Origin of the sequence: Aeromonas bivalvium (assembly GCF_046078285.1) — a bacterium.
Classification (GTDB): domain Bacteria; phylum Pseudomonadota; class Gammaproteobacteria; order Enterobacterales; family Aeromonadaceae; genus Aeromonas; species Aeromonas bivalvium.
Genome location: NZ_JBGXBV010000002.1, coordinates 116,878 through 132,043 on the forward strand (window position 1 = coordinate 116,878; position 15,166 = coordinate 132,043).

Genomic DNA, 15,166 nt, shown 5'->3' on the forward strand with positions numbered 1-15,166 from the left:
CACTGCATACAGTCAGTTGCCTTCGAGGTTCAGGCCACCGACCCATCTCTGTGCCGGCAGGCTGCGGCTCTCCTTGTCCGAAGGTCTCACTTGCCGGCGATGCTCAGCCCGCCGAAACGGATGAGGGGGGCGTAGAAGCCCTTGCCATCGTCGTGGTGCAACACATTGCCGACGGCCTCCAGCTCGCCGAGCAGGCGGTAGAAGTTGCCCGCCACCGTGATGCCGCGCACCGGTGCCACCCGCTCGCCGTCCCGGCAGAGGAAGCCTGAGGCGCCGAACGAGAAGTCGCCGCTCACCGCATCGGCCCCCGAATGCAGGCCGTCCAGCTTGACCAGCTCCAGATAGTCGCCGCCCTGCACCTCGCTCTCGCTGTGAGGGCCGAGCCCGAACACCAGGTGGCGCGGGCTCACATCCAGGGCGCTGCGGGCGCTGCGGGCCGCCGCGCCATTGCTGGCCACACCGAAATGGCGGGCGGTGGCGCTGTTGTGGAGCAGGGTCTTGAGCTCCCCCTCGCCGATGAGCAGCAGATCCGAGGTGGCGGCCCCTTCGCCGTCGAATGCCTTGATCTTCATGCCCCCAGGCATATGGACCCGGCTCTCCAGGGTGAGCCAGCGGGACGCCACACTCTGCCCAAGCTTGCCGCGCCAGGGGTTGATCCCCTGCTGGGCCCACTTGCCCGACAGCGCAGACTGGAAGCAGCCAAACAGACTGGCCAGGCAGTTTGTGCTGAAGAGGACGCTGTAGCGGCCGCTTTGCACCGCCTCCCCCATCAGCAAGCCATCGGCTACGGCGTGGATCTGGCGGATGAGGGCCTGGCTCTCCAGCTCGTCGAAGCGCCGTGCGTACTGTCCCTGGTAGTGCATGGACTGACGGCCGTCCCGCTCGATCAGCGCCGAGCTGTGGCAACCGACGCTGAACTCCTGGTGCTGGCAGAGGCTGCCCTGGCTGTTGGCGAGCCACAGCCGGCTCTCTCCTTCGAAGAAGCCGTTGTAGGGGGCACCGGTGACAGCCGGCAGGGCCAGCATGTCCGATTCGAGGCGCAGGGCCAGGGCTATTTTCTCCTCCACCGCCGTGGTGTCGGGCTGGCTTATCTCGGCGCAGTCGGTGGTGATATGGCTGCCTGTCACCGAGATGCGCTGATCCGCATCGACCTTGGCAAAGCGGCTGGCATCCAGGGCATCCTGCACCATGGCATCCAGTGCCGGTTCATCGAGGGACTCGGAGTAGGCGATGCCGACCCGGCCCTCCTTTATCAGGCGAATGCCTATCTGCTGGCTGCTGGTGACCTTGTATTCACTGAGCTCGCCCTTGTCGGCCTTGAGGGAGAAGGCCTTGTCCTGGTTGGCGATGATGTCCGCCTCGGCGCCGAGATCGGCGACCTTGTCCAGCAGGCGGCTGAGCAGTTGATTCATGTCGAGTTGGCTCATCAGGCGTTCCCCCCGATCAGCATCAGGTCCACTTTCAGGAGCTTAATGGTGTCATTCATCAGGAATTACCTCCCACCAGGATATTGTCCACCTTGAGGGCGGGCTGACCCACAGAAGTGGGCACAGAGCCGGAAACCGAACCGCACATGCCGGCGGCCAGGGCCAGATTGCTCCCTACCATGGAGATCTCTTTCAGCACCTGGGGGCCCGTGCCTATCAGGGTCGCCGACTTGAGGGGCCGGGTGATTTTGCCCCCCTCGATGAGATAGGCCTCCTGCACGTTGAAGTTGAACTCGCCCGTGCCCGGCTGCACCGAGCCGCCCCCCATCTTCTTGGCATAGATGCCGTGCTCGACGGTGGCCAGCATGTCGTCCAGGCTGTGGCTGCCCGGCTCTATGTAGGTGTTGCGCATGCGGGAGGTGGGGGCGAACTTGTAGGATTCCCGCCGTCCTGAACCGGTACGGGCATGGCCGGTCTTGAGGGCCCCCATCCTGTCCACCAGGAAGCCGGTGAGTACGCCCTCCTTGATGAGCTGGGTGTGCTGGGTCGCCATGCCTTCATCATCGACGTTGATGGAGCCCCAGGCGTTGCTCTGCAAGCCTTCATCCACGGCGCTGACCGCCGGATTGGCGATGAGCTGGCCCATCTTGTCGTGGAACACGGAGGCCTTCTTGGCCACCGAGGTGGTCTCCAACAGGTGGCCGCATGCCTCGTGGAAGATGACGCCGCCAAAGCCGCTCTCCATGATGACCGGCAGCTTGCCGCTCGGGCAGGGGGCTGCCCCCAGCTTCACCAGCGCCTGACGGGTGGCGGTGAGGGCCAGCTCGCGGGGATCTATGCTCTCGGCATGCTCCCAGCCCATCAGGGCGCCGGGGGCTTCGTAGCCCATGGTCTGCTCGCTGCCAAGGGCGGCGATGGCCTGGGCCATGATGCGGTTGTAGTGGCGGCGATCGCTTATCCAAAGCCCCTCGCTGTTGAAGATCTCCACCTCCTGCTCCCAGCCCAGCAGGTTGCCGGAGAACTGGCTCACCCGCTCGCTCTCGGCGCGGGCCGCGGCGTCCATGGTGTGCAGGTAGGCAATCTTCTGCTCCAGCTGTTTGTCGGCCGAGAGCGGCAGGGCCACAGGGTTGCGATCGGTCAAGCGGGTGAAGTCGAAGGCGGTGGCGGTGACCAGGGGGTCACGCCTGTCCTTGGCCGCCAGCAGGGTGACGATACGCAACAGCTCGTCGCGGTCGGCCAGGTTGGTGTAGCCGTAGAGCACCTTGTGGCCGTAGCACAGGCGCACGCCTATGCCGAAATCGAGGCCACCGCTGATGTTTTCTATCTGGCTGGAGAGCAGGCTGAGCTGGCTGCGGCGCTTGCGCTCCACAAACAGCTCGGCAAAGTCGGCCCCAAGCCGCAGGGCGTGATCGAGCACGTCGCGGGCGATGGCGGGGGCCAGGAGAGAGAGTTGATTCATAGAATGTCCTTTTCTGGTCTATTCCTGTTTGCTTCCAGCGCCCTGATTTTTAGGCTTATGTTGGGCGCTGGTTAACATTGTTACAGACCAGGGTACAAAAGTCGCTAGGCCAAACCCGATGGCGACGATAGAAAACAGGCGCGAGGGAAGGCATGACGCCGTGTCTGGTGTGATCTCGCCGAGGGGCTGCCAGGCACACTGTGGAGGTCGCTCTGTCAGAGCCTTGCCTGGTGTGATCTCGCCGAGGGGCTGCCAGGCCCACAGTGGGGTCGCTCTGTCAGAGCCTTGCCTGGTGTGATCTCGCCGAGGGGCTGCCAGGCCCACAGTGGGGGTTGTTCTGTCAGAGCAGTGCCTGGATCTCGCCGAGGATCTGCAGGGTCCACTGTTCGAGTCGCTCGTCGGTCTGTTCGTACTGGTTGGCGTCATCGAGGGCCAGGCCGACGAAGTGGCGACCGTCGTCGATCAGTGCCTTGGAGGCGTCGAATTCGTAGCCCTCATTGGGCCAGTAACCCACCAGCCTGACTCCCTTGGGCACCAGCTGATCGTGCAAGAGTCCCAGGGCATCCTGATACCACTCGCCATAGCCCAGCTGATCCCCCATGCCGAACAGGGCTATGATGCGCCCCTCCAGGTCGACATCGGCGATGTCTTCCCAGCGGGATTCCCAATCTTCCTGCAGCTCGCCAAAATCCCAGGTGGAGATGCCGAGGATCAGGATCTCGTACTCAGTCATGCGCGCCAGGGGGACATCCTTGATGTTGTGAATGTCGACCAGCTCCGGGCCCAGCAGGGTGCGGATCTTCTCGGCGGCCATCTCGGTGTAACAGGTGGTGGAACCGTAAAACAGACCAATCTTCATCGCTCTTCCCGCCAGCTCAAGTAAAGGGGCGAGTTTACCAGAGAGTGGCGTCCCCTTCCCAGCCCGCTCATCCTGCTTCGGGCCGGCGTGGTAACCCTTGCCGTCTCGCCCCGCCTTGGCGTTAGAATGGAGGTCCGTTCGCCAACCCGACTCGCGCCATGACCCGCAAAGCCGCCTCGTCCGCCACGCCGCCTCATCCCTTGATCGAGCAGTTCCTCGATGCCCTCTGGCTGGAGCGGGGTCTGTCAGACAACACCATCGCCTCCTACCGGGTCGATCTGGGCAAGTTTGCCCTCTGGCTCGATGGCCAGGGCGGCGCCCTGTTGCTGGCCGGGATGGACGACATCCAGCACTACCTCGCCTGGCGGGTGGATCAGGGCTTTGCCGCCAGCAGCACGGCCCGCTTCCTCTCTGCCCTGCGTCGTTTCTACCAGTATCTCAACCGGGAGAAGCTGAGGGGGGATGATCCCACAGTGCTGCTGGAGGGGCCCAAGCTGCCCAAGAAGCTCCCTTCCGACTTGAGCGAGGGGCAGGTGGGCTCATTGCTCGACGAGCCGAATGTGGAGGATCCCCTGGAGCTGAGGGACAAGGCGATGCTCGAATTGCTCTATGCCACCGGGTTGCGGGTCTCCGAGCTGGTGGGGCTCACCGCCGAGCATGTCAGCCTGCGCCAGGGGCTGGTGCGGGTGGTGGGCAAGGGCAACAAGGAGCGGCTGGTGCCCATGGGGGAGGAGGCGGTTTACTGGCTGGAGCGTTATTACCGGCAGGGGCGCCCCCTCTTGCTGGGGGGAGTCAGCTCGGACGTGGTCTTCCCCTCCAAGCGGGCCCAGATGATGACGCGCCAGACCTTCTGGCACCGTATCAAGCTCTATGCCCTGCGGGCCGGCATCCAGGGAGAGCTCTCCCCCCATACCCTGCGCCACGCCTTCGCCACCCATTTGCTCAATCATGGCGCCGACCTGCGGGTGGTGCAGATGCTGCTGGGTCATGCGGATCTCTCCACCACCCAGATCTACACCCATGTGGCCAACGAGCGGCTCAAGGCGCTTCATGGCGAGCACCACCCCCGCGCCTGAGTCACCCCGCTTCGGGCAAAAAAAAAACCGCGTTCACGCGGTTTTTTTAGCGATGCACCAGCAGGGGGGGGGTTATTTGCCCTGCTGGGATTTCAGCAAGTCGCGGATCTCGCTCAGCAGCTCCTGATCCTTGGTGGGCGCTGCGGGGGCGGCCGGGGCCTCTTCCGCTTTTTTCTTCATGCTATTCATGGCCTTGACACCCATGAAGATGGCGAAGGCGATGATCAGGAAGTCGATGATGGTCTGGATAAACTTGCCATAGGCGATGACCACGGCCGGGGTGTCCCCCTCCGCCGCCTTGAGCACCACGGCCAGATCGCTGAAATCTACCCCGCCGAGGATGATGCCGATGGGGGGCATGATGATGTCGCCGACGAACGAGGAGACTATCTTGCCAAAGGCGGCACCTATGATGATACCGACGGCCATGTCGATCACGTTGCCACGGGCAGCAAAGGCCTTGAATTCCTGGATAAGGCTCATTGAATTCCCTCCAAAATGGGTAAGGTTGAGCAAAATAAGGGGTCATGATGCTAGGCCAGAAGGCGGGATAATCCCTGCCCCCTGGCCACCCCTGATAGCTTGCGGTGGCAGAGTCCAATTGGCAACCTGAGCAGGCTAAATTTCTGTTATCACCCGGTTATTAACGGGATTGGCAATAAGAGGCCCTGATCGCGCCCTCGGGAGGGCGGACGTTTTCTCAGCCCCGGCATTTGCCTAAGGGGGACAGGAGTGCGATCCTTGCAGCCTGTTTCGGCCTCTGCCCCCGTTTGAACCCACTGGATATCGCCATGTCTTTGCAAATCCGTCGTCGCCCCCGGGTGGATGATTCCCATCTGCCCGATACCCTGCACCCCCTGCTGCGCCAGATCTTCGCCAGCCGCGGGGTGGAAGATCCCGCCCTACTAGAGCGCAGCGCCAGCCAGCTGCTGCCGCCCCAGCGCCTGTTTGGCATGGAGCAGGCGGTACCCCTGCTGGCGGATGCCCTGACGGCGCAGCAGCGTATCCTCATCGTCGGTGATTTTGACTGTGACGGCGCCACCAGCTCGGCCCTGTGCGTGCTGGCCCTGCGCGCCATGGGGGGGCGCCACATCGATTTTCTGGTGCCCAACCGTTTCGAGTTCGGCTACGGCCTCACCCCCGAGATCGTCGAGCTGGCGGTGGCCCGGGGCGCCGAGTTCCTCATCACGGTGGACAACGGCATCTCCAGCATCGCCGGGGTGGCGGCGGCCAAGGCGGCCGGCATGCGGGTACTGGTTACCGATCACCACCTGCCGGGCCAGGAGCTGCCTGACGCCGATGCCATCGTGAACCCCAACCAGCATGGCTGCGACTTCCCCTCCAAGTCCCTGGCCGGGGTCGGGGTCGCCTTCTACCTGATGGCGGCCCTCAACACCCACCTGCGCCAGAGTGGCTGGTATGAGCGCCAGGGCATTCGCGCCCCCAATGTGGCGGATTATCTCGATCTGGTGGCCCTCGGCACGGTCGCCGACGTGGTGGCGCTCGATGGCAACAACCGCATCCTGGTCCATCAGGGCCTGCAGCGGATCCGGGCCGGACGCTGTCGCCCCGGCATTCAGGCGCTGGTGGATGTTTCCGGCCGTGACGGCCGCCGCCTGTGCGCCGCCGATCTCGGCTTTGCCCTGGGGCCCCGCCTCAACGCGGTGGGTCGACTCGACGACATGTCCCTCGGGGTCGCCTGTCTGCTGTGCGACGACCTCAACCTGGCGCGCCAGCTGGCGTCCGAGATGGACAGCCTCAACCAGGAGCGCAAGGAGATAGAGCAGGGGATGCAGCAGGAGGCCCTCGCCACTTTGGAGCAGATCCGTTTTCGTGATGGTGAAGTCCCCTCCGGCATAGTGCTGCACCGGGACGAGTGGCATCAGGGGGTGGTGGGGTTGGTGGCCTCCAAGGTGAAGGAGAAGTACTACCGTCCGGTCATCGCGTTTGCCGAGAGCAGCGAGACCGAGCTCAAGGGCTCGGGCCGCTCCATCCCCGGGGTGCACCTGCGCGATGCGCTCGAATTGCTCGATACCCGCCATCCGGGCCTGATGGGCAAGTTTGGCGGCCACGCCATGGCGGCGGGGCTGACCCTGCCCAAGGCCAATATCGAAGCCTTCGGTCGCGCCTTCGAGGCGGTGATCGGCGAGCTGGTGACGCCGGAGCTCTTGACCGGGGTGCTGCTCACCGATGGCGAGTTGCTGCCGGACGAGCTCACCCTCGAGCTGGCGGAGCTGATCCGCGCCTCCGGCCCCTGGGGCCAGGCCTTCCCCGAACCGCTGTTTGACGGCGAATTCGTGCTGGTGCAACAAAGGCTGGTGGGGGAGAAACACCTCAAGATGATGCTGACCACGGATTCCGGCCACGCGGTGGATGCCATCGCCTTCGGGGTGGATCTCAAGCGCTGGCCCGATGCCTCGGTCAAACGGGTGCGGCTGGTCTACCGGCTCGACGTCAACGAGTGGCGCGGCAACCGCAGCGTGCAACTGCTGGTGGAGCATCTGGAGGCCGCCGGCCTCTGACGCTCGTGAGTCTGTCTGTATGCCGATGACGGCCACCCTGGGGTGGCCGTTTTTATGGGCGATGCTCAGGAAAAAGGCGTTGACCCGTCTACAGCTTCACCGTTTAAGTTTCCCATCATCGGCTCACGGATCCCATTGCGAGTGGTTGTCATGAAAATATCCGAACTGGCCCGCCGCTGCGGCTTCGTGGCGAACGGGGCGCTGACCCTGCCCGGCGTGCCCCCGGAATACTTCATGGCCCGCCGCTTGGGGGCGGCGGGGGCCAGTGGTGAAGTGAGCTACCACCCGGCCTTTGCACAGGAGTGAGGGCCGCGAGTCAGCTCGCCTGCGGGATCTTCGCCGCCGCCCTGATGGCGCCGGCCATCTCCATCAGCAGCTCATAGGCGAGGGGCAACTCGGTAAAGCCCTCCCGATCGAGAAAATGGCCCCCCTGTGCAATCGGATGCAGGGGGGCCTGCAACCGCTGGGCCAGGGCCAGGGAGAAGGACGGGGGGACGATGGCGTCATCGGTGGAGGCGATGAGGGCGCAGCGCGGCACTCTGGCCCTGATATGGGCGAGGGGCAGGGGCTGGGCGACGAAGGGGGTGAGCTCGGGCAGGGTAGCGAGGGGTTCATCGAAGCCGGAAACCAGCAGCAGGCCACCCAGGTCGCTCAGGGGAGGGTGCTGATGCAGGTAGCGCAGGGCCGAGATGCAGCCCAGGCTGTGGCCAACCAGCAGGGTGTGGCCATCCGCCTCGCCTATGCTGGCCGCCAGATGGGCATCCCAGGCGGCGGGCTCGGGCGCCTGGGGATCCGGCATGGCGAGCACCCGGGTCTGGATGCCCTGCTCCTCGAGCCGGGCGGCGAGCCAGGGAAACCAGTTGGCCTGGGGCGAGGCGGTGTAACCATGGATGATAAAGGCGGTGATGGGGGACATGTGATACTCCTGAAGGCGCTGGGAAGTGGGCATGATAGCCTCTGCCCTCAGGAACAGAAATGTTCGAACGGGGTCTTGCCATTGCCTCCGGATGTCGATGAGGCGCCCTGTACCGCGTCAGCCCCTGGCGATTAATTGCCCTGGATCAGGTCAGAGCAAGCTGGGCGGCGCTAGATTGAGGCTATTTGGAGGAGAGCAGATGCAGATTGGATTCGTGGGCCTGGGGGCCGTGGTGGAGACGGCCTACCTGCCGGCCCTGAGGCGACTGGCCCTGTCGGGCCTTGAGTTGTGGGGTTACGATCGGGATCCTGCCCGGCAACTGGCAGGGGTTCATGCGCTGCCGAGTCTGGATGCCTTGTTGGCCAGACCGCTGGATCTGTTGTTCATTACCACTCCTTCCCTGGATCATCTGGTGACCCTGAGCGCAGCGCTGGCCAGCGCCATCCCCCTGCTGGTGGTGGAAAAGCCCGTGGTCGCCCGCCTGGATCAGCTCGAGCAGCTGGAGGCGCTGCTGGCGGAGCCTGCCTGTGCCGGTCGGGTGCTGGCCCTGGATCACTGGATGGCGCGCACCGGCATCCAGCAACTGTTATCGGGGCAGCTGGGAGCGAACTGGCTGCCGGAGGACTCGGCCCAGGGCAATCCGCCAGATCTGAGCGGAGCCCGGCTGCTGCGACTGGAGGGCTATCTGCAAGAGCCCAGTGGTCAGGATGAGCAAGGCCGGCCCATTGCCCTCAACTTCGCGACGGGAGAGGCGGACTGCCGCACGCTGCGCCATCCGGATGGGGTTATTCTCGATATCGGCACCCATGTGCTGACTCAGATACGGGAGCTGGTGGCGGCACTGGGATGTGATGAATCCTTGCAACTGCTGGCTGGGGAGGTGACCGACCGGCTGGGGGCGGCCATCGTCCATGGTGACCTGCACGTCGCCGAGGGCCGGGCTCGGCTGCGGGGATCGGTCGGGGGGATACCGCTGCAGATCCGGCTCGACAAGTATGCCGGTCCCGGGGGCGGGCAAAAAGGGGTGACGGCATTCCTGGCCGATGGTGGCCAGATCAGCCTGGATCGCTGCGGCAACGGGGAGCGGCTCACCTTGACTCAGGGGTCATACCACCAGGGCTGGCGCCAGGAGGGTGCGCTCTATGAACACTGCCTGGCCGGGCTGCTGCTCGGGGAGGGGATAGACAGGGAGGCGCGCATTGCCCTGACCCGGCGCCGGCTGGCCGAGGTTCGGGCCCTGCTTGCGCTGCATCAGCAGTTGCGGGGCCCCCATTGAACCCGTGACTACGACCATAAAAAAAGAGCGCCCTTTGGCGCTCTTTTTTCAGTGCAGAGGAGAGAAGGTCATTTGACCTCTTCGCCCTTGGCCTGCAGATCCGCATGGTAGGAGGAGCGTACGAAGGGGCCGCAGGCGGCATGGGAGAAGCCCAGCTCCATGGCGACATCCTTCAGCTCGTCGAACTCTGCGGGCGGCACATAGCGTTTCACCGGCAGGTGGTGACGGCTCGGCTGCAGGTACTGGCCCAGGGTCAGCATGTTGACACCGTGCTCGCGCAAGTCCTTGAGCACCTGGACTATCTCTTCGTTGGTCTCGCCCAGACCCATCATGACGCCGGACTTGGTCGGCACATGGGGGTGCATCTCCTTGATGCGGCGCAGCAGCTCCAGGGACCACTTGTAGTCGGCGCCGGGGCGGGCGACCCGGTACATGCGCGGGGCGGTTTCCAGGTTGTGGTTGAACACGTCCGGCGGGGTCTCGCGGAACACCGCCAGGGCCTGCTCCATCCGGCCGCGAAAGTCCGGGGTCAGGATCTCGATGCGGGTCTGGGGGCTGTGCTCGCGGATCTGCTTGATGCAGTCGGCGAAGTGCTGGGCACCGCCGTCCCGCAGATCGTCGCGGTCCACCGAGGTGATGACCACGTATTTCAGCCCCATCTCCTTGATGGTGAGGGCCAGCTTCTTCGGCTCTTCCGGATCCAGCGCCAGCGGGCGGCCGTGGGCCACGTCGCAGAAGGGGCAGCGGCGGGTGCAGATGGCGCCCATGATCATGAAGGTGGCGGTGCCGTGGTTGAAGCACTCCGCCAGGTTGGGGCAGGAGGCCTCCTCACACACAGAGTGCAGCTTGTTCTTGCGCAGCGTGCTCTTGATGTGCTCGATCTTCTGGCTCGAGGGGGGCAGTTTGATCCGCATCCAGTCCGGTTTACGCAGCACTTCTTCGGTGGGATCCGGCATGAATTTCACCGGGATCAGGGCCATCTTGTCGCCATCGCGCAGCTTGACGCCCGGCTCCATACGAACGGGTTTGCTCATGATTCACTCTCGGTGTTTGTTACTGTCTGATTGATGTCCGCAGAGGGCATCTTGAGATTCGCATCGTGCCATGGCATGGCGCCTTGCTCGACATGGGTGATGGTCTGGTAACCGATGAGGCTGGCCAGCTCGGCCATCAGGGGCCGGGCCGCCTCGGGCACGCTCAAGGGGCCCCCCAGGGCACTGGTCTGGGTCATGGCCATGCCCGCATAGCCGCAGGGATTGATCCGCAGGAAGGGGCTCATGTCCATGTTGACGTTGAGGGCCAGTCCATGGAAGGAGCAGCCACGGCGAATGCGCAGGCCCAGGGAGGCTATCTTGGCTTCTAGGCCGAGCCCGTCTCGCACGTAGACGCCGGGGGCGTCCGCCTTGGCATAGGCCTGGATGTCGCTCCTGGCGAGCACCTGGATGATGGCGGTTTCCAGGCAGGTGACCAGCTCGCGCACCGACAGCTTGCTGCGGCGCACGTCCACCAGCACATAGAGTACCAGCTGGCCGGGGCCGTGATAGGTCACCTGGCCGCCGCGATCACTTTGCACCACAGGGATGTCGCCGGGGGCGAGCAGGTGCTCGGCCTTGCCGGCCTGGCCCTGGGTGTAGACGGGATCGTGCTCCACCAGCCAGAACTCGTCCGGGGTCTCTTCGCCGCGCGCGTCGGTAAACGCCTTCATGGCGTCCCATACGGCCTGATAGGGGCGGCGACCCAGGTCTCTTGTCAGCAGATGGCGTTGTGCTGGGGTGGACATGGCTTCCTCATGGGCTGGGCGGACAAACAGGCCGTCGCCCCTTGGACGGGGCGACGCGGGTGTGATCACAGAACGTAGCGAACCAGGGATATGTTGCCGAGGGCGGCATACATGGCTTCGATATGTTCCTTGCTCTGGGCGGTGACCGTCACTCGTACCGAGTGGTAGTTGCCCTTTGAACTGGGTTGTACCGTGGGGCTGTAGGTGCCGGGGGCGTGCTGCTGCAACACTTCGACCACCAGATCCGGCAGGGCGGGATCGGCCACACCCAGTACCTTGAAGGGGAACTTGCAGGGGAATTCCAGCAGTTCATCAAACTTGGTATTCATTGACTCACCTTTTCGTCATCCGGGATGACTCTCTCATGTGGCTCGTTGCCATTGGCCCAGGGGGCCGCCAGTACAAGTCTATATGGGCATGGCCCACACCGGGATCAAGACCCGGTATCGTGCGACAAGACGTGGAAGTGCTGCTTTTTACCACAAATCCCGGGTCGGCGGAACCTGCAGATTGCAGGGTTATTCGCTGCCAGGCTCCATCAAGACAGCAACGGCGCCCGATGGCGCCGTTGCTTGACAAGATTTTACCCTGAGATCACTTGAACCAGCTGGTGACCAGCAGTACCACATAGTCCCACAGACGGCTCATCAGGCCACCCTCTTGCACCTCTTCCAGGGCAACCAGGGGAACCTGCTTGATCTCCTTGTCCCCCTGCTTGAGGAAGACGGTGCCGACGCGCTGTCCCTTGGCCAGCGGGGCCTTCAGCTCGCTGTCGAGCTGGAAGTCGGCCTTGAGGTTGCTGGCCTGGCCACGGGTCACCAGGACGGAGACATCCTGATCCACACCGAGCTTGACCTCGGGCTTGTCACCCATCCAGATCTTCTGGCTCACCAGTTCGGTGCCTGCCTTGTAGGGGGTGGCACTCTGGAAGAAGCGGAAACCGTAGGTGAGCAGCTTCTTGCTCTCGGCGGCGCGGGAAGCCTCGCTGGTGGCACCGAACACCACGGCGATCAGACGCATCCCCTCGTTGTTGGTGGCGGAGGAGACCAGGTTGTAGCCGACCTGGCTGACATGGCCGGTCTTGATGCCATCCACTTGCAGGGATTGATCCCACAGCAGGCGGTTGCGGTTGTGCTGGGTGATGCCGTTGAAGACGAAGGACTTCTGGGCGTAGATCTTGTACTCCTCCGGCAGGTCGCGGATCAGGGCCTGGCCCAGGCGCGCCATGTCGTGGGCGGTACTGTAGTGACCCTCGGCATCCAGGCCATGGGGGTTCATGAAGTGGCTGTCATTCATGCCCAGCTTGGCGGCCCAGGTGTTCATCAGGCTGGCGAAGGAGTCGGTGCTGCCCGCCAGGAATTCGGCCATGGCGACGCAGGCGTCGTTGCCGGACTGGATGATGATGCCCTTGTTCAGATCATCGACCGAGACCTGCTTGCCCACCTCGATGAACATCTTGGAGGAGTCGGAGTAGTTCTTGGACCAGGCGTTCTGGCTGATGGTCACCATGTCGGTGCGCTTGATGTTCCCCTTGGCCAGCTCCTGGCCGATGATGTAGGAGGTCATCATCTTGGTCAGACTGGCGGGGGGCAGCCGCTCCTCGGCGTTCTCCTCGGCCAGCACCTGGCCGCTGGCGTAGTCGATCAGAATATGGGCCTTGGCCGAGATGGTCGGCGCGGCGGGGACGACGACCGGCATGCTGTTGGGGGTGGGCAGCGGATCCCGCGTCGGAGTATTGGCCTGGGCGGTCGCGCTGATCAGGGCGGCGAGGATGACTGAATGGGCAAATTTGGACATCGTGAAAATTCCTGCGAGCCTGGTTGGGGGTGACCCCTGGTAAATGAAAATGCGGGGCTCACTATACCAGAAGAGGGCTCTGGTCATAGCCCGGCATGGCGATCGATGGGCATTTTTTAACACTCACTGACCGGTGGCGCGTCGTAATCAGGCGCGCCACCTGTCGTGGTGAAAAGCAGGGGCTCAGGGGAGGAAGAAGGCCTGCTCGAACCCTTCACTGCGCACCTGTTGCAGCAGCGCCCCCTGCTTTGCCGCCGGGATGGGGCCGAGCAGCACCCGGTAGATCTGGCCGACGGCCTGGATCTCATGGGGCACGCCGTACTGGCTGCCGAGCTGCTTGGCCAGGGCCTGGGCCCGCTCCCTGGATCCGCTGGCGAGCACCTGCATCCGTTTGCCGCCGCCAGCCTGGGAGGAGACAGCCGGGGCTGCATCTGCCTGGGGGGAGGAAGCGGTGGCCGGTATGGCCGCGGCCAGGGGGACCGCCTTGGCGGGGGCGGCTGTGCCTGTCTCCTGGCCGGGGCGGGTGTCCGTCATGGGAATATCCGCCACCCGTTCAATCTGCTGATCCGGGGTGTCTGTGATGAGATCCAGCCTGACCCGCGCCTCACCCTGCTCGACCATGCCAAGCTGATGGGCCGCGGCATGGGAGAGATCGATGAGCCGGGACGCGGTGAAGGGCCCCCGATCGTTGACTCTCACTATGGTCTCGCGGCCGTTGTCTAGGTTGGTGACACGCACATAGCTCGGCAGCGGCAGGTTGCGATGGGCGGCCGTGAAGAGGGTGCTGTCCATGGTGTCGCCATTGGCGGTCTTGTTGCCGTCCAGCCCCTTGTCGAGCCAGCTGGCGCTGCCCTCTTCGCTGTAGTGCTTGATGTCGCGCCACACCTGGTACTTCTGCTTGCCAATCCAGTAGTCCCGGTTGCCGCTGGCGCTCAGGGGTTCGGGACGGGGGATGGCCCCCGTGGCCTGGGGAAACTCGATGACGGGCGCCTTCTCCACTTCGACCGGTTCGGGGAGAGGTGCCGGTGCCGGGGCATCCGGCTGGCTGCTACAGGCGGCCAGGAACAAGGCCAGGCTGAGGGGGAGGAGTCTGTTGTGCTGCATAGGCATCCTGGATGGCTTGACTGAGTTGGTGTACCGCCATGCCGTACAAAGGGCTGCGGTTGTAGCGATTGATCACGTAAAAGTTGTGGCGGGCGACCCAGTAGCGGGGGCCGTCGACCTCCTCGAGGGCCAGCAGCCGCACCAGGGTATCGTCCGCGGGAGGAGTGGCCAGACGCAGCCCGGCCTCGGACAGGGTCTGCCAGCGCAGGCTGGGCTCAGGGGCCTGGCCAATGAGGGCCTCGGCCACAGGCGCACTGGCCTCGGCCGGCTCGACCACGGGGTCGCGCCAGCGCCAGCCATGCTCGGCGAAGTAGTTGGCCACGCTGCCGATGGCATCGGCCCGGCTGGCAAACAAGTCCCGCCTGCCGTCACCGTCGAAATCCACGGCGTAGTGGCGATAGCTGGAGGGCATGAACTGGCCCATGCCCATGGCGCCGGCGTAGGAGCCCTTGAGCGCGGTGAGGGGCAGCTGCTCCTCCCTGGCGAGCAGCACCAGCTGGGCAAACTCCTTGGCAAAGAAATCGGCCCGCTCCGGGTAGTGAAACCCCAGGGTATAGAGGCTGCCGAGCACGTCGTGGCGCCCCATCTGCTTGCCGTAGGCGGTCTCCACACCCAGGATGGCGGTGATGAGGGCGGCGGGCACCCGGTAGGTCTGCTCCGCCCGGGTCAGCAGTTCGCTGTTCTCCTGCCAGAAGCGTACCCCGGCCTGAATGCGTTGCGCTGTGACGAACAGGGGCCGGTATTGGTACCAGGGCTTGGCTTCCCAGGGGCGGCGCATCAGGGCCAGCACCTCGGGATTGAGCCGGGCCGATCCCACGGCGGCCTCCAGCTCGGCCAGGGGCACGGCCTGACGCTCGGCGAGACGGGCCAGGGCCTGCTCATCCGGCCCGGCGGCGGCCCCTGCGGCCGGCAGCCAGACCGCCAGCAGCAGGGCGGGAGCGAGGCGCATC

Annotated in this window: 14 protein-coding genes and 1 pseudogene; 4 read left to right on the forward strand and 11 right to left on the reverse strand. The window is 64.5% G+C overall.

Annotated elements, in window-relative coordinates:
- Nucleotides 1-86: 86 nt before the first annotated feature.
- From ACEUCR_RS07675 to fldB, 3 genes are all read right to left on the reverse strand, one after another.
- Nucleotides 87-1,427, reverse strand: a complete 1,341-nt coding sequence (locus ACEUCR_RS07675) for a TldD/PmbA family protein (protein WP_408789250.1) — start codon at nucleotides 1,425-1,427, stop codon at nucleotides 87-89.
- 58 nt (nucleotides 1,428-1,485) lie between these two features.
- Entirely contained in the window at nucleotides 1,486-2,886 is a 1,401-nt protein-coding gene (locus ACEUCR_RS07680) for a TldD/PmbA family protein (RefSeq protein WP_408789253.1), read from the reverse strand.
- A 340-nt stretch (nucleotides 2,887-3,226) separates the two neighbouring features.
- The gene (gene fldB, locus ACEUCR_RS07685; RefSeq protein ID WP_041992887.1) at nucleotides 3,227-3,745 is read right to left on the reverse strand and encodes a flavodoxin FldB; all 519 of its coding nucleotides are present in this window, start codon (nucleotides 3,743-3,745) and stop codon (nucleotides 3,227-3,229) included.
- A gap of 158 nt (nucleotides 3,746-3,903) precedes the next feature.
- Between fldB and xerD the strand changes: the two genes are divergently transcribed.
- Nucleotides 3,904-4,821, forward strand: a complete 918-nt coding sequence (gene xerD / locus ACEUCR_RS07690; RefSeq protein WP_041992890.1) for a site-specific tyrosine recombinase XerD — start codon at nucleotides 3,904-3,906, stop codon at nucleotides 4,819-4,821.
- A 72-nt stretch (nucleotides 4,822-4,893) separates the two neighbouring features.
- Here xerD and mscL read toward each other — a convergent pair whose 3' ends face one another.
- Nucleotides 4,894-5,304 carry a large-conductance mechanosensitive channel protein MscL gene (mscL, locus tag ACEUCR_RS07695; RefSeq protein ID WP_041992893.1) on the reverse strand — a complete coding sequence of 137 codons (411 nt, stop codon included), beginning with the start codon at nucleotides 5,302-5,304 and terminating at the stop codon, nucleotides 4,894-4,896.
- 308 nt (nucleotides 5,305-5,612) lie between these two features.
- Between mscL and recJ the strand changes: the two genes are divergently transcribed.
- Together recJ and ACEUCR_RS07705 are read left to right on the forward strand one after the other, a co-directional pair.
- Nucleotides 5,613-7,343: a single-stranded-DNA-specific exonuclease RecJ gene (gene recJ, locus ACEUCR_RS07700; protein ID WP_111874082.1), complete on the forward strand. Its 1,731-nt coding sequence runs from the start codon at nucleotides 5,613-5,615 to the stop codon at nucleotides 7,341-7,343.
- A gap of 150 nt (nucleotides 7,344-7,493) precedes the next feature.
- The gene (locus tag ACEUCR_RS07705) at nucleotides 7,494-7,649 is read left to right on the forward strand and encodes a hypothetical protein (RefSeq protein WP_408789256.1); all 156 of its coding nucleotides are present in this window, start codon (nucleotides 7,494-7,496) and stop codon (nucleotides 7,647-7,649) included.
- 10 nt (nucleotides 7,650-7,659) lie between these two features.
- On the opposite strand, the gene ACEUCR_RS07710 is transcribed toward ACEUCR_RS07705, so the two are convergent.
- Nucleotides 7,660-8,259: an RBBP9/YdeN family alpha/beta hydrolase gene (locus tag ACEUCR_RS07710; RefSeq protein ID WP_408789259.1), complete on the reverse strand. Its 600-nt coding sequence runs from the start codon at nucleotides 8,257-8,259 to the stop codon at nucleotides 7,660-7,662.
- A 199-nt stretch (nucleotides 8,260-8,458) separates the two neighbouring features.
- On the opposite strand from ACEUCR_RS07710, the gene ACEUCR_RS07715 reads away from it, so the two are divergent.
- Nucleotides 8,459-9,535 carry a Gfo/Idh/MocA family oxidoreductase gene (locus ACEUCR_RS07715; protein ID WP_111874078.1) on the forward strand — a complete coding sequence of 359 codons (1,077 nt, stop codon included), beginning with the start codon at nucleotides 8,459-8,461 and terminating at the stop codon, nucleotides 9,533-9,535.
- Nucleotides 9,536-9,603: 68 nt separating this feature from the next.
- Here ACEUCR_RS07715 and lipA read toward each other — a convergent pair whose 3' ends face one another.
- The 6 genes and pseudogenes from lipA to mltB form a co-directional block, all read right to left on the reverse strand.
- Complete coding sequence (gene lipA, locus ACEUCR_RS07720) at nucleotides 9,604-10,569, reverse strand: lipoyl synthase (RefSeq protein ID WP_041992902.1); 966 nt, start codon at nucleotides 10,567-10,569, stop codon at nucleotides 9,604-9,606.
- A gap of 86 nt (nucleotides 10,570-10,655) precedes the next feature.
- A pseudogene (lipB, locus tag ACEUCR_RS07725) lies at nucleotides 10,656-11,315 on the reverse strand (lipoyl(octanoyl) transferase LipB); the annotation flags it as partial.
- A gap of 65 nt (nucleotides 11,316-11,380) precedes the next feature.
- The gene (gene ybeD, locus ACEUCR_RS07730) at nucleotides 11,381-11,644 is read right to left on the reverse strand and encodes a DUF493 family protein YbeD (RefSeq protein WP_041992905.1); all 264 of its coding nucleotides are present in this window, start codon (nucleotides 11,642-11,644) and stop codon (nucleotides 11,381-11,383) included.
- Nucleotides 11,645-11,909: 265 nt separating this feature from the next.
- Nucleotides 11,910-13,112 carry a D-alanyl-D-alanine carboxypeptidase family protein gene (locus ACEUCR_RS07735; protein WP_041992908.1) on the reverse strand — a complete coding sequence of 401 codons (1,203 nt, stop codon included), beginning with the start codon at nucleotides 13,110-13,112 and terminating at the stop codon, nucleotides 11,910-11,912.
- 183 nt (nucleotides 13,113-13,295) lie between these two features.
- Complete coding sequence (locus tag ACEUCR_RS07740) at nucleotides 13,296-14,222, reverse strand: septal ring lytic transglycosylase RlpA family protein (protein WP_111874077.1); 927 nt, start codon at nucleotides 14,220-14,222, stop codon at nucleotides 13,296-13,298.
- Nucleotides 14,161-15,165 carry a lytic murein transglycosylase B gene (gene mltB, locus ACEUCR_RS07745; RefSeq protein ID WP_408789645.1) on the reverse strand — a complete coding sequence of 335 codons (1,005 nt, stop codon included), beginning with the start codon at nucleotides 15,163-15,165 and terminating at the stop codon, nucleotides 14,161-14,163. Before mltB ends, ACEUCR_RS07740 begins: the two co-directional genes overlap by 62 nt.
- Between the last annotated feature and the right edge of the window lies 1 nt (nucleotide 15,166).

Excerpts from the sequence above, each read along its gene's own strand:
- xerD (WP_041992890.1), top strand. The coding sequence starts at position 3,904 with ATGACCCGCAAAGCCGCCTCGTCCGCCACGCCGCCTCATCCCTTGATC.
- ACEUCR_RS07680 (WP_408789253.1), bottom strand. The coding sequence starts at position 2,886 with ATGAATCAACTCTCTCTCCTGGCCCCCGCCATCGCCCGCGACGTGCTC.
- recJ (WP_111874082.1), top strand. The coding sequence starts at position 5,613 with ATGTCTTTGCAAATCCGTCGTCGCCCCCGGGTGGATGATTCCCATCTG.
- mltB (WP_408789645.1), bottom strand. The coding sequence starts at position 15,165 with ATGCGCCTCGCTCCCGCCCTGCTGCTGGCGGTCTGGCTGCCGGCCGCA.
- mscL (WP_041992893.1), bottom strand. The coding sequence starts at position 5,304 with ATGAGCCTTATCCAGGAATTCAAGGCCTTTGCTGCCCGTGGCAACGTG.
- lipA (WP_041992902.1), bottom strand. The coding sequence starts at position 10,569 with ATGAGCAAACCCGTTCGTATGGAGCCGGGCGTCAAGCTGCGCGATGGC.
- ACEUCR_RS07675 (WP_408789250.1), bottom strand. The coding sequence starts at position 1,427 with ATGAGCCAACTCGACATGAATCAACTGCTCAGCCGCCTGCTGGACAAG.
- ACEUCR_RS07735 (WP_041992908.1), bottom strand. The coding sequence starts at position 13,112 with ATGTCCAAATTTGCCCATTCAGTCATCCTCGCCGCCCTGATCAGCGCG.
- ACEUCR_RS07710 (WP_408789259.1), bottom strand. The coding sequence starts at position 8,259 with ATGTCCCCCATCACCGCCTTTATCATCCATGGTTACACCGCCTCGCCC.
- ACEUCR_RS07705 (WP_408789256.1), top strand. The coding sequence starts at position 7,494 with ATGAAAATATCCGAACTGGCCCGCCGCTGCGGCTTCGTGGCGAACGGG.
- ACEUCR_RS07715 (WP_111874078.1), top strand. The coding sequence starts at position 8,459 with ATGCAGATTGGATTCGTGGGCCTGGGGGCCGTGGTGGAGACGGCCTAC.
- ACEUCR_RS07740 (WP_111874077.1), bottom strand. The coding sequence starts at position 14,222 with ATGCCTATGCAGCACAACAGACTCCTCCCCCTCAGCCTGGCCTTGTTC.
- ybeD (WP_041992905.1), bottom strand. The coding sequence starts at position 11,644 with ATGAATACCAAGTTTGATGAACTGCTGGAATTCCCCTGCAAGTTCCCC.
- fldB (WP_041992887.1), bottom strand. The coding sequence starts at position 3,745 with ATGAAGATTGGTCTGTTTTACGGTTCCACCACCTGTTACACCGAGATG.